This is a genomic window from Microbispora sp. NPDC046973 (assembly GCF_040644495.1).
GTDB lineage: Bacteria > Actinomycetota > Actinomycetes > Streptosporangiales > Streptosporangiaceae > Microbispora.
This window is the reverse complement of sequence record NZ_JBEYWQ010000014.1, coordinates 152958-165380: the sequence shown is the minus strand read 5'-3', so window position 1 is coordinate 165380 and position 12423 is coordinate 152958. Positions and strand designations below refer to the sequence as shown.

Here is a 12423-nt window from a genome sequence, read left to right as displayed (position 1 = left end):
GCGGACTGTGCCGCGCCCGGCGGAGCCGGCGCGGCCCCGCCGGTCTTCCACGGGCCGTGCCGTTCAGCCCCTCCTGAAGACGCCGCAGGCGATCCGGCCGCCCGAATCGCCGGCCTTGAGCGTCTCGGCGTCGGGCCCGGCCGTCCCCGAACGGCTGTAGCGGCCGGGGACGTTCGCCTGGTTGTCCGGCTTGGCATGGACGACGATCGAGCTGCCGTCGCCGCTCAGCAGGTCTTCCACCCTGAATCGGTCGGTGACGACGGCAGCCCTGCCCACGCCGTCGCCGCGGACCAGGAGATCGGGCAGATCCCCCGCGTGCCCGGGGTGCGAGCCCGAGCCCAGGTGCGGGCCCGCGCTGAAGAAGGGGCTGCCGGTCGCCGGGTCGGTCGAGTTCGGGTCGCAGACGGCTTTGTCGTGGATGTGCACGCCGTGGAATCCGGGCGGCAGAGCGGTGGTCACGATCTTCACCTCGGTCCCGCCGTTCTCGTCGTTCTCCACGTGGACCGTCCCGACGTTCTGACCCTGCGCGTTCCTGAGAGTCGCGGAGGCGTCGATGTCGCGCGGCCCCGCCGCCGTCTGTGCCGTGGCGATCCCCGAGACGGCCGCGCCCGCGACCAACGCGGCGGCCAAAGACACGTAGGTATGCCGGAGCATGAGGCTCCCCCTCTCGCCGATGCGAGCGATCCGCCCGTCTACGTCACGGTAGGCACGTCGGGCGGAGGGGGCGGGCCAAGACGGCGTCAAGTCTGCCGTGAGTGCGACGACGCCCCGCCCAGGGGCCCGCGAAGGGCCCAAGGGCGGGGCGTGCCGGGTGTCCGGATCAGGACGACGGCCGCAGGGACAGCCAGTAGAAGCCGTAGCCCGGCAGCGTGAGCAGGTAGGGCAGGTCGCCGACCGTCGGGAAGGAGACCCCGCCGCGGCACTCGACCGGGGTGACGCCGGCGAAGCGCCGCAGGTCGAGCTCGACCGGCTGGGCGAAGCGCGACAGGTTGTTCACGCACAGGACCACGTCGTCGCCCTCCTCCCGGAGGAAGGCCAGCACGCTCGGGTTCGGCGACCACAGCTCGGTGTAGCTGCCGGTGCCGAAGATCGGGTGCTCCCGTCTGATCTGCAGCATCCGCCGGGTGAAGTGGAGCAGCGACGACTCGCTCTTGATCTGGGCCTCGACGTTGACCGACTGGTAGCCGTACACCGGGTCCATGACCACCGGCAGGTACAGCCGGCCGGGGTCGGCGTCGGAGAACCCGGCGTTGCGGTCAGGGGTCCACTGCATCGGCGTGCGGACCGAGTCGCGGTCCTCCAGCCAGATGTTGTCGCCCATGCCGATCTCGTCGCCGTAGTACATGACCGGCGAGCCCGGCATGCTGAGCAGCAGCGCGGTGAACAGCTCGATCTGGTCCCTGTCGTTTTCCAGCAGGGGGGCCAGGCGCCGCCGGATGCCGAGGTAGGCGCGCATGCGCGGGTCCTTGGCGTACTCCGCGTGCATGTAGTCGCGCTCCTCCTCCGTCACGGTCTCGAGCGTCAGCTCGTCGTGGTTGCGGAGGAAGATGCCCCACTGGGCGCTTTCCGGCAGCTTGGGGGTGCGCGACATGATCTCGGAGATCGGCTCGCGGCTCTGCCGGCGCACGGCCATGAAGATGCGCGGCATCAGCGGGAAGTGGAAGGCCATGTGGCACTCGTCGCCGCCCACGGTGGGGTCGCCGAAATACTCGACCACGTCCTCCGGCCAGCCGTTGGCCTCGGCGAGCAGCACCCGGTCGGGGTAGAGCCGGTCCACCTCGGCGCGGATCCTCCTGAGGTAGTCGTGCGTCTCCGGCAGCCCGGCGCAGGAGGTGCCCTCGCGCTCGAACAGGTAGGGCACCGCGTCCAGCCGGAACCCGTCCACGCCGAGGTCGAGCCAGAAGCGGATGACCTCCATCATCGCTTCCTGGACGGCCGGGTTGTCGTAGTTCAGGTCGGGCTGGTGGTGGAAGAACCGGTGCCAGTAGTACTGCTTGCGCACCGGGTCGTACGTCCAGTTCGACTCCTCGGTGCCCACGAAGACGATGGGGACGCCGGAGTACTTGTCGGGGTCGTCCGACCAGACGTAGAAGTCCCCGTACGGGCCGTCCGGGTCGGTGCGGGACGCCTGGAACCACGGGTGCTGGTCGCTGGTGTGGTTCATGACGAGGTCGGTGATGACCCGCAGGCCGCGCTCGTGCGCGGCCTCGATCAGCTTCACGAAGTCGCCGAGGTCGCCGAACTCCGGAAGGATCTTGAGGTAGTCGGAGATGTCATAGCCGCCGTCCTTGAGCGGGGACTCGTAGAGCGGCAGCAGCCAGAGGCAGTCGACCCCGAGCCACTTGAGGTAGTCGAGCTTCTCGATCAGCCCGCGCAGATCGCCGGTGCCGTCGCTGTTGGAATCCTTGAAGCCGCGGACCAGTACCTCGTAAAAGACCGCGCGCTTGTACCAGCGGGGGTCCTGAGAGGTGAAGTCGGTGATCTCCGGCAGATCGCCGGAGGCCGCACCGATGGTGGCGCCGAACGACCCGGGAACCGGGTCAGGGCAGGGCGCAGCAGCGTTCATCTGGTTCTCGCTTGGGAAAGAAGGAGCGTGTTGTCAGGTCACACCCGAGCTTTGAAGCTCACGCCATGATGTTTGGCTCTATTTGACCAAAACTACCACCAGAAGTGGCCTGACCGAAAAGGCTGACGCCGGTTTGACATGCAGTTTTTACCTGTTTTCAGGTGATCACGCACTGCTACCGCACGGACGCGCCCCAGGACTGTGCGGGCTACCCGCCCGACGGCGCAGGCCAGGGCGGGGTGAGGTCGCCGAGCACGTCCTCGTAGTCGGCCAGCCAGGCCCCGAACGCCACCAGGGCGCGCAGCCAGAACCGCGAATTCCACGACCCGAAGGCGGTCAGGGCGTCCGGCCCGCCGGCGATCGCGTCCAGCATCTGGGGCGACATCAGGCCGGGGATCCGCGCGGCCCTGACCAGCATCCGGTGGTTCCACTCGCGGGCGACCGGCCCGTTCGAGCGCAGCGGCACCCGGCGGTTCGGCATCAGCGGGGTGTTGGTCGAGGGCAGCGCCGCCACGCGGGGGTTGGCGGCCCGGAGGACCTCCCGGTAGAACTTGCCGCCCTCCTTGCGTACGACCGGCACCGACAGCGCCGCGTCGAAGAACTCCGGGTGCAGGAACGGGAAGACCGGGGTCGCCTCGGGGCCGACGAGGTTGACCGGGGACCGGGCGATGCCCCGCACGGTCCGGGTGTGGAGCACGCTCAACGGCAGCTCGGCCCGGTGCCCGTGCAGCATGGAGGTCGCCCGGGTGAACGCCGTACGGACCCGGTCGTCCATCCACGTGGCGGCGGCCTCGCCGAGCACGGGGATGTGGGCCTCGCCGGTCGCCAGCGCCTTCAGCAGCGCCTCGCGGCGGGACGCGCCAGTCCCCGCGCCGACGGCGTCCGCCGTGATCAGGAAGTTCTTCATCAGCGGGCCGCCCGCCAGGCCGTCCACCAGCGCCCGGCCCGCGCCGTGCACCTCCCGGGCGAAGGGGGAGTACCACGCGTGGTGGCTGGTGAGGAACTCCAGGCGGCGGGCCGCCCACAGCGCCTCCTGCGGGTAGGCGGCCGGGTCCTGCGGCATGATCCGGTGGGGGATGCCCAGCTCGCGGGTGATGTAGCGGGCGAAGTCGATGTCGTTGTCCAGCCCGTCGTCGGGGCTGGTGGTCCACGACTCGACGTCCATCTTCCTGGCCACCGCCACGCTGGCCAGCAGCCGCGAGTCGTAGCCGCCGCTCACCGGCACCAGCACCCGCTCGTACGGCTTGAGCGCGTCGTGCAGCAGCGCGACCAGGTCGCCGCCCGTCACGCCCCGGTCCACCGGCTCCTCCCGCACCCAGCGCGGGGCCCGCCGGTCGACCCGCAGCCTGCGCTCGCGCCGCGACCAGGTCAGCGCGGTCGCGCCGGGCAGGCGCCGGATCTGGCGGTACGGCGTGTCCTCAAGGAGCGGGTAGGTGAGCGTGAGGATCGCCGCCCACGCCTCCCAGTTCACCTCGTAGGGCCGCCGGGCCAGCGCGAGGAGCGGCTCGATCAGCGAGGAGAAGTAGACGGCGTCGCCGTCCTGGAGGTAGTAGACGTCGGCCAGGCCGAGACCGCCCGTGTGCAGGCTCACCGTCTCCGGCTCGTCCACCAGGCCCGGGGTCTCGTACGTCTCCGCGACCCGCAGCCACGCGTTCGCCCGGGGCTCGCCCCCGGTCTGCGGCGTGCGGCCGCCCCACGCGTACGCGGTCGCCCGGGCTCCCGTGGCGTACGGCGTCAGCGGAGCCGAGGCGAGCAGTGCGGCCTCCGGAGCGGTGTGCACCGCCTGGACGGCCGGCCCCGACCGTGCCAGCAGGTCGAGCGTTGCCTGCTCGAAGGGCCCGACGGCCCCGCAGACGTACGACCTGGCCTGGAATCGCGGCCACTCACCCTTGCGCACGGTTTGCCCTCCCTTGAACCGCAGCCGAGTCTACGGACCTCCCGGCCGCCCCGCTCAAAAGGAGCCGGCCCGGTTAGCCGCTGGTGTCGTCGTCGTTTGGCCGTGAGGTTCGTGCTGGTTGGTCGCGGAGTGGCCGGAGTGTCGGCCGCGGGGGATGTGGCGAACGAGGTCTCGGCTCTGCCTGAGAGCGATCAGGGCGTTCTGCGAATATTGTGACTCTGGTCCTGAAGGTCTACCGCGGAGTCACCCCCTATGAGCGAGGTAAGCGAGCCGGCAGCCGGACAGCCCGAGCGGAGCGACCCGGCGGCGCTGCGGCAGGCGCTGGCGGAGGCGGTGGAGCGGGCCTCCGGCGCGGCGGAGCTCGCCCGGCTGATCGGCGACTACCAGCGGCGGCTGGAGGAGGTCGCGCGCTCGGAGGCCGAGGCCCTGACCAGGATGCGTGAGGCCGAGGCGCGGCTGAAGACGGCCGAGCGGCAGAACGCCCAGCTCGCCAAGCAGCTCGCCGAGCAGAAGTACCAGACCGAGGTCGCCAACTGGAAGCTCGCCTCGCTCCAGGAGAGCCGGTGGATCAAGCTCGGCGACGCGATCCACAGCAAGAAGCCCGGCACGGTGGCCAGGACGCTCAAGGCGCCGGTCAGGAAGCGCCCCGCGCCCAAGCGCTCGGACTTCAAGCCCGAGATCCCCGCCGTGCCCGAGGTGAAGGCGGCCCCCGCCGCGCCCGAGCCCAAGGCCCCGCAGGTCTCCGCGCCGCTCGCCGAGTCGTTCGTGGTCCCCAAGGGGCCGACGGCCCGGCCGTACATGACGGTCGCCGCGATCGTGGACCGGCAGACCGAGGCGCTGCTGCGCTACGAGTGGCGGCTGGTGACCAACTTCGGCCCGGACAACTGGGAGGCCATGCTCGACCAGCAGCGGCCGCACGTGCTGTTCGTCGAGTCCGTACGGCCCGGCCCCCGGCAGGGCAACGGCGGGCGCTGGCTGGAGGCGCTGGCCGGGGAGACGCGCGCGCTGCGCGACCTGGTGGCGGCCTGCCACAAGCGGGGGGTCAAGACGGTGTTCTGGCACTCCGGCGGCGCGGTGTCGCGGGCGGTGCCGGCGGCCGAGCACTTCGAGTACGTGCTGGCGACCACCGAGGCCCGGGCCCGCGAGTGGCGCTCGGCGCTGCGGCATGACCGGGTCGGCGTGCTTCCGCACGCGATCCAGCCCCGCGTGCACAACCCCATTCCCGCCGAGGGCGGCAGGACCGGGGAGATCGTCACTCTCGGCACGGTCACCCCTCCGGCGGGCGGCGCGGCCTGGCAGTCGCTGGCCGGGCAGGACGACGACCCCACGCCGTACGACGACGTGCTGACGGCCTACCGGCAGCCGGCCCTGGTGATCGCGGGCGCCGACGCCGAGCCGCGGGTGATAGGGGAGGTGGCGGCCTGCGGCACCCCGGTGCTCCAGGTGCGGGCCGGGGCCAAGGGCGAGGAGATCCTCGCGGCGGCCGAGATCCTCATGGCGGACGCCGGACACCTGGACAGGGAGGCCCACCTCGCCTGGCGGGCCCGCACCAGCGTCACCCCGCTGCTCGACCCGATCCTCGACACCCTCGGCGTGCCGAGCGTGCGCAACAGCGGCGTGATCACGGCGATCACCGCCGTCTCCGACCCGGCGGAGCTGGACCGTCTGCTCGCCCAGGTCACCCGTCAGGTCGAACGGCCCGGCCAGATCGTGATCGTGGCGGACGGCCTGGACGCGGGTCTGGTGGACAAGACGGTCCGCCAGGCGTGCCCGGACCTCGACGTCGTCGTCCGGGCCACCCAGGAGCCGATCACGCGGGGCGCCGCGCTCGACCGCGCGGTCAGGCTCGCCGAGGGCGACTACGTGGCCGTGCTCGACGCGAGGGACCTGTACGGCGAGCACTACCTGGCCGACCTCGTCCGGCACTTCGCCTCCACCGACGCCGAGGTGCTGGGGAAGGCGTCGTTCTACGCCCATCTGCCGGGGACCGGCGCCACCCTGCTGCGCCAGCCGGGGGCCGAGCACCGGTTCCTGCCCGAGGTGGCCGGCGGCACCGTCCTGGCCCGCCGTCAGATCCTCACCGACCTCGGCTTCGCCGACGTCTCCGAGGAGTGGGGCGAGGTCCTGATGCGGCAGTGCCGTACGGACGGGGTGCGGGTCTACTCGGCCGACCGCTACTCCTACGTCTGCGTCCGCGACTCGGCGGAGGGCTCGCTGCTCGGCTCGGCGCGCCTGGAGGGCTACGTCCCGGCCGAGCCTCTCGCCCTGTTCTAGCCCACCGGCCTCACCCGAGGTCGAGCACGGCCTTGCCGTGGAGGCGGCGGCCGAGCAGGAGCGCCACCGCCTCCTGCGCCTTCTCCCAGCCGCCGCGCCAGGAGATCCCCGGATCGAGACGGCCGGACGCGACCTGCCCGGCGAGCCAGGTGAGGTCGGGAGCGAGCCCGCCGCAGGCGAGCAGGAAGAACGTGACCACCGAACGGTCATGACGGGCCTGGTCGCCGAAGAACGCGCCGAACGGGAAGGTCTCCGGCTCGCCGGTCACATGTCCCACGGCCACCAGGGTGCCGCCCTCGGCCAGCCTGTCGTACGCCTCCACGAGGGTGGGCCCGCCCACCATGTCGAGCACGCCGTGCACCGGGTCGCCGAGGGCGGACGGCCGGTCGACCACCTCGTGCGCGCCGAGCGCCCGCAGGCCGTCGCCGTGCGCCCCGGGATCGCCGGTGGACGCGATCACGTGGGCCCCGCCGAGCCGGGCCAGTTGCACGGCGTACCTGCCGACCCCGCCGGTGGCGCCGGTGACCAGCACCCTCCTGCCGAGGACGGGGCCGAGCCGGTGCAGGGCGCGCAGCGCGCTGCCGGCGGCCACCGGGATCGTGCTGATCGCGCCGAGGTCGGCGTTCGCCGGAAGCGTGCCGATGTGAGAGGTGTCCACGGCCCGGTACTCCGCCCACGCGCCGTCGGCGCCGAGCGTCACCACGGGGGTTCCCGCGGCGGGGCCGGACCCGTCGGCGGCGGCCCGTTCGACCACCCCGGCCGCGTCCCATCCCGGTATGGCGCCGTCGGGGGCGTTCTCGATGCCGAACCTGACCTCGCCGTAGTTGAGCGAGGTCGCGGTCACCCGGACGAGCGCCTGATGCGGGGCGGGCTCGGGGTCCGGAGCCTCGCCGAGCCGTAGGCCGGCGGGCGCGGACCTGTCGACGAGCAGAGCGCGCATGAGTCGTCCCTTCGAGAAAGTGCCACTCGGTGGCAGAATCGCTGCGGCCCCTCACTATGCCACTCGGTGACATTTGCCCTCAAGCGGCACTTTGCGGCGAGGCTAGACTGGCCGCGATGACCACCACCGCCGTTCCGGCCGACGAGCTCCCGCTGCGTGAGCGCAAGAAGCTGCGCACCCGCCGGGCGCTGGTCGACGCGGCCCTGGAACTGTTCACCGAGCGGGGTTTCGAGGCGACGACCCTCGACGACCTGTGCGCGGCCGTGGAGGTCTCCAAGCGCACCTTCTTCCGCAACTTCGGCAGCAAGGAAGACGTCGCGCTGACGCCCGCCCAGGACATGTGGGCGGCGTTCCTCGACGAACTGGAGCGGTGCGAGCCCGGCGCCGGGCGCCCCGTCATCGAGCTGGCGCAGGACTGCCTGCTCGCCGCCGTCGGCCGGATGACCGACGACGGATGGGCGCGCCAGGTCCGGCTCGGCGAGCGGCTGGCCGCGCGGATTCCCTCGGTGGGGGCGTACGGCCTGCACTTCTGCGACCGCACCACCCGTGAGGCGCTCGCGATCCTGCGCCGCCGTTTCGATCTGGGCGGCGCGGACGACCTGCGGGCGAGACTCGTGCTCGACATGCTCATCGCCGCCTGGCACGCCGCTCTGGAGTCCTGGACGTCCATGCCGGGCGAGCCCGGGGCCGCGGATCTGGCCGCGTGCCTGCGAGAGGCGTTCGCCGCGATTTCCGGGTGCCTCACGCTGACCGCCGCGCCCAAGGACGCCCCGGCCTCGCCATGATCATGGAGGCGCTGCGCGCCGTGCTCGGCGCGCCGCCCGTGCCGCAGGGGTCGTGGGAGCGGGAGGCGCTGTTCGCCTCCACCGCCGCGCTGCGGGCGACGGCGGAGCCCCCGGCCGAGGCGGCGGAGCGGCTGGCCGCTCGGCTGCGCGCGGTGCCGGGGGTGCGGCGCGTGGACGTGCGCCCGAACGGCTTCCTCGTCATCGGCGTCGCCGTGCCGGGAGAGATCGTCGATGACGTGCTGGCCCTGCCGCTCACCGTGTCTGCGCCGGCGAGGGGTGCCGCGGCACCATGGCCCGATTTCCCGCGCACCTGGGACAACCCGGGTTTCGCCGTCCGGTACGCGTACGTGCGGGCGGGCGCCGTGCGGCGGTGGGCACGCGAGCTCGGCGTGAGCGTCGATGCGGTGGCGCGGCTCGAGCTCCTCGACGGGCCGTTCGACCGGGCCGTGCTGCGGGTGCTGGCCGAGCTGCCGAGCAGGAGGGACAGCCGGGATCCGGGGTGGGCGGCATATCTCGAACGGCTGGCCGAGGTCTACCACACCGCCGTCGAGCGCGCGTCCCCGATCCCCAGAGGCGACGAGCCGCCGTCGGAGGTCCACGCGGCCCGGGTGCGGATGGGGGACGCGGTACGCAGGGTGCTCGGCGAGGGACTGGCGGAGCTCGGTGTCGCCCCACCCGGCAAAATCTGAACAAAACCAGCGGCTGGCTGAAAGTGCTGTCGCCGATGACCTGGGGATGTGAATATCTTCCGTCGAGGCCGTCTCGCAGGGTGAACAGCGGGCGCGAGTGAATCGCCGGGTCGGCTAGCCTCGTTCGGGTGAGTCGATTCGCCCATCCTGCCGGCGACCTGCACGCCGCCTCAACGATCGTCGCCGTGACCGCCGGACTGCCCGAGGAGCGTCCGCATCACGTGCCCGCGGATCTCAACGCGCTCGAACCGGCCATTTGGCCGCGAACGTCCGGCCGGGCCGACGGCGCCGTCACGATCGGCGGAATCGACGTGCGCGACCTGGCGAAGGAGTTCGGCACGCCTCTGTACGTCGTCGACGAGGAGGACTTCCGCTCACGCTGCCGCGAGTACCGGTCCGCCTTCCACGACGGCGAGGTCCACTACGCCGCCAAGGCGTTCCTGTGCCGCGAGGTCGCCCGCTGGATCGACCAGGAGGGCCTCGGCCTCGACGTGTGCAGCGCCGGTGAGCTCGCCGTGGCGCTCAGCGTGGGCTTCCCGCCCGAGCGGATCACGATGCACGGCAACAACAAGTCGCTCGCCGAGCTGGAGAAGGCCGTCCAGGCCGGCGTGGGCCACATCGTGGTCGACTCGTACGAGGAGATCGCCCGCCTCGGCTTCCTCGCCGACGAGCACGGCGTGCGGCCGAAGGTGATGATCCGGGTGACCGTGGGCGTCGAGGCCCACACCCACGAGTTCATCGCGACCGCTCACGACGACCAGAAGTTCGGCCTGTCGCTGAGCAGCGGCGCCGCCGCCGAGGCGGTGCGGCGCATCCTCGCGCTGCCGCAGCTCGAACTGGTCGGCCTGCACTCCCACATCGGGTCGCAGATCACCGACACCGGCGGTTTCGAGGTCGCGGCCCGCCGCCTGGCCCGGCTGCTGGTCGAGATCAAGGAGGAGCACGACGTGGTGCTCCCCGAGCTGGACCTCGGCGGCGGATACGGCATCCCCTACGTGGTGGGCGACGACTCCCTGGACGTCAAGGTCATCGCGGACGGCCTGCGGGAGATCGTCACGAAGGTGTGCGAGTCGGCCGGACTGCCGGTGCCGCGCCTCACGGTCGAGCCGGGCCGCTCGATCGCCGGAGTGTCCGGCGTGACCCTTTACGAGGCCGGCACGGTCAAGGACGTGGAGGGCCTGCGCACCTACGTGAGCGTGGACGGCGGCATGAGCGACAACATCCGCACGGCCCTGTACGGCGCCGAGTACACCGCCGTGCTCGCGTCCCGCGTGAGCCAGGCGGCGCCGATGCTGTCGCGCCTGGTCGGCAAGCACTGCGAGAGCGGCGACATGGTCGTGCGCGACCTGTACCTGCCGGGCGACCTGGCCCCCGGCGACCTGATCGCCGTCGCCGGCACGGGCGCCTACTGCCGGTCGCTGGCCAACAACTACAACTATCTGCCCAAGCCCGCCGTCGTCGCGGTGTCCAACGGCCAGGCGCGGGTCATCATCCGCAGAGAGACCGAGGACGACCTGCTCAGGGGGCAGCTGTGACCGGCCGTCCCGGACAGTCCGGCGGCGAAGCGAGGAGGGGTCGTGAGTAAAGCCAAACCGGCGCTCAGGGTCGCGCTGCTGGGCTGCGGCGTCGTCGGGTCGCAGGTGGTGCGTCTGCTCCAGGGTCAGGCCGACGACCTGGCCGCCCGTGTCGGCGCCCCTCTGGAGCTGGCCGGCGTCGCCGTACGCAGGATGGGGCGCAAGCGGGACACCGACGTGGACCCCGCCCTGCTCACGACCGACGCGGAGGCCCTGGTCACCCGCGACGACGTCGACATCGTCGTCGAGGTGATCGGCGGCATCGAGCCCGCCAGGTCGCTGATCCTCGCCGCGATGGCGCACGGCAAGTCCGTGGTGAGCGCCAACAAGGCGCTGCTGGCCGAGGACGGCGCGACGATCCACCGGGCCGCCCGCGAGAACGGCGCCGACCTGTACTTCGAGGCGAGTGTCGCCGGGGCGATCCCGCTGCTGCGCCCGCTGCGCGAGTCGCTGGCCGGCGACCGGGTGCGCCGCGTGCTGGGCATCGTCAACGGCACCACCAACTACATCCTCGACAAGATGGACTCCACGGGCGCCTCGTTCAACGACGCGCTGGAGGAGGCCCAGGCGCTCGGGTACGCCGAGGCCGACCCCACGGCCGACGTCGAGGGCTTCGACGCCGCCGCCAAGGCGGCGATCCTGGCCGGCATCGCCTTCCACAGCCGGGTGACGGCCGCCGACGTGCACCGCGAGGGCATCACGGAGATCACCGCGGCCGACGTCGCCTCGGCCAAGGGCATGGGGTACGTCATCAAGCTCCTGGCCATCTGCGCCCGCTCAGACGACGGCCGGTCGGTCGGCGTCCGGGTGCACCCCGCCATGATCCCGAGGTCGCACCCTTTGGCAGGTGTGCGCGAGGCGTACAACGCCGTGTTCGTGGAGGCCGAGTCGGCCGGGCGGCTGATGTTCTACGGCGCGGGCGCGGGCGGCGCGCCCACCGCCAGCGCCGTGCTGGGCGACATCGTCGCCGTGGCCCGCAACCGCCTCGCCGGGACCCGCGGGTCGGAGGAGTCGACGTACGCCGACCTCAAGGTCCACCCGATGGGCGACAGCGTCACCCGCTACCACGTGTCGCTCGACGTCGCGGACAAGCCCGGTGTGCTCGCCCGGGTGGCCGAGATCTTCGCGAGCCACGACGTGTCGATCCAGACCGTGCGGCAGGAGGGCCGTGGCGACGACGCCCAGCTCGTGCTGGTGACCCACCGGGCCAGCGACGCCGCCCTGTCGGGCACGATCAAGGACCTGCGCGACCTGAACATCGTGCGCGCGGTCGCGAGCGTCATGCGGGTCGAGGGCGACGACACGCCCTGACGCCGCGACGGCTCTGTCTGAGGGGACTCCCGGGTGCTCGACCTGGGAGTCCCTGCTGCTGCGGCGGTGATCGTCAGCGCTTCGGCCCGCAGGGGGACCAGCGCCGTTCCCGTGTCGGCCTGCGCCGCAGGGGCGAGGCCGGGCACGGCGGACAGCGAGGCGGGCAGCGCGGCCGGCGCAGCGATCGACGCGGCCAGCGTCGCCGTCACGATCACGCCTACACCGACCTGCCGCATGTAAGGCCTTCCTCGTCACCGTGCCGTCGTTCCGCAGCCACGCGGCCGATCTCGCCTGTGAACGACCCACGGCAGGGTAGGGCACCCGGGCGGCCTCTTGCCGTCGCCGCGCCGTGATCAGCCGTAACCGTGGACGTCGGGCCGCGCGTCC

The 12423-nt window shown here is 72.3% G+C and carries 9 protein-coding genes; 5 read left to right on the top strand and 4 right to left on the bottom strand.

What is annotated here, in order from left to right; translation table 11 throughout:
- Positions 1 to 63: 63 nt before the first annotated feature.
- The 3 genes from ABZ860_RS25095 to ABZ860_RS25085 form a co-directional block, all read right to left on the bottom strand.
- Positions 64 to 654: a superoxide dismutase family protein gene (locus tag ABZ860_RS25095; protein WP_357224394.1), complete on the bottom strand. Its 591-nt coding sequence runs from the start codon at positions 652 to 654 to the stop codon at positions 64 to 66.
- A gap of 166 nt (positions 655 to 820) precedes the next feature.
- Entirely contained in the window at positions 821 to 2566 is a 1746-nt protein-coding gene (treS, locus tag ABZ860_RS25090) for a maltose alpha-D-glucosyltransferase (protein WP_357224392.1), read from the bottom strand.
- Between the two features lie 208 nt (positions 2567 to 2774).
- Positions 2775 to 4463: an asparagine synthetase B family protein gene (locus ABZ860_RS25085; protein ID WP_357224390.1), complete on the bottom strand. Its 1689-nt coding sequence runs from the start codon at positions 4461 to 4463 to the stop codon at positions 2775 to 2777.
- A 252-nt stretch (positions 4464 to 4715) separates the two neighbouring features.
- Between ABZ860_RS25085 and ABZ860_RS25080 the strand changes: the two genes are divergently transcribed.
- Positions 4716 to 6737, top strand: a complete 2022-nt coding sequence (locus ABZ860_RS25080; protein WP_357224388.1) for a glycosyltransferase — start codon at positions 4716 to 4718, stop codon at positions 6735 to 6737.
- A gap of 10 nt (positions 6738 to 6747) precedes the next feature.
- Here the strand turns inward: ABZ860_RS25080 and ABZ860_RS25075 are convergent, their stop codons facing one another.
- A complete protein-coding gene (locus ABZ860_RS25075) occupies positions 6748 to 7677 on the bottom strand; it encodes a zinc-binding dehydrogenase (protein ID WP_357224386.1) in 930 nt (309 codons plus the stop codon).
- 116 nt (positions 7678 to 7793) lie between these two features.
- Here ABZ860_RS25075 and ABZ860_RS25070 point away from each other — a divergent pair, with 116 nt between their 5' ends.
- From ABZ860_RS25070 to ABZ860_RS25055, 4 genes are all read left to right on the top strand, one after another.
- Complete coding sequence (locus ABZ860_RS25070; protein ID WP_357224384.1) at positions 7794 to 8462, top strand: TetR family transcriptional regulator; 669 nt, start codon at positions 7794 to 7796, stop codon at positions 8460 to 8462.
- Positions 8459 to 9151, top strand: coding sequence for an anticodon-binding protein (locus tag ABZ860_RS25065; RefSeq protein WP_357224381.1), 693 nt, complete (start codon positions 8459 to 8461; stop codon positions 9149 to 9151). Before ABZ860_RS25070 ends, ABZ860_RS25065 begins: the two co-directional genes overlap by 4 nt.
- A 176-nt stretch (positions 9152 to 9327) precedes the next feature.
- Entirely contained in the window at positions 9328 to 10686 is a 1359-nt protein-coding gene (gene lysA, locus ABZ860_RS25060) for a diaminopimelate decarboxylase (protein ID WP_357224518.1), read from the top strand.
- Positions 10687 to 10728: 42 nt separating this feature from the next.
- Positions 10729 to 12036, top strand: coding sequence for a homoserine dehydrogenase (locus ABZ860_RS25055; protein WP_357224379.1), 1308 nt, complete (start codon positions 10729 to 10731; stop codon positions 12034 to 12036).
- Positions 12037 to 12423 lie beyond the last annotated feature (387 nt).

What these genes read in the sequence shown, in the direction of transcription:
- ABZ860_RS25080 (WP_357224388.1), top strand. Translation starts at nt 4,716, where the DNA reads ATGAGCGAGGTAAGCGAGCCGGCAGCCGGACAGCCCGAGCGGAGCGAC.
- ABZ860_RS25065 (WP_357224381.1), top strand. Translation starts at nt 8,459, where the DNA reads ATGATCATGGAGGCGCTGCGCGCCGTGCTCGGCGCGCCGCCCGTGCCG.
- treS (WP_357224392.1), bottom strand. Translation starts at nt 2,566, where the DNA reads ATGAACGCTGCTGCGCCCTGCCCTGACCCGGTTCCCGGGTCGTTCGGC.
- ABZ860_RS25075 (WP_357224386.1), bottom strand. Translation starts at nt 7,677, where the DNA reads ATGCGCGCTCTGCTCGTCGACAGGTCCGCGCCCGCCGGCCTACGGCTC.
- ABZ860_RS25070 (WP_357224384.1), top strand. Translation starts at nt 7,794, where the DNA reads ATGACCACCACCGCCGTTCCGGCCGACGAGCTCCCGCTGCGTGAGCGC.
- ABZ860_RS25095 (WP_357224394.1), bottom strand. Translation starts at nt 654, where the DNA reads ATGCTCCGGCATACCTACGTGTCTTTGGCCGCCGCGTTGGTCGCGGGC.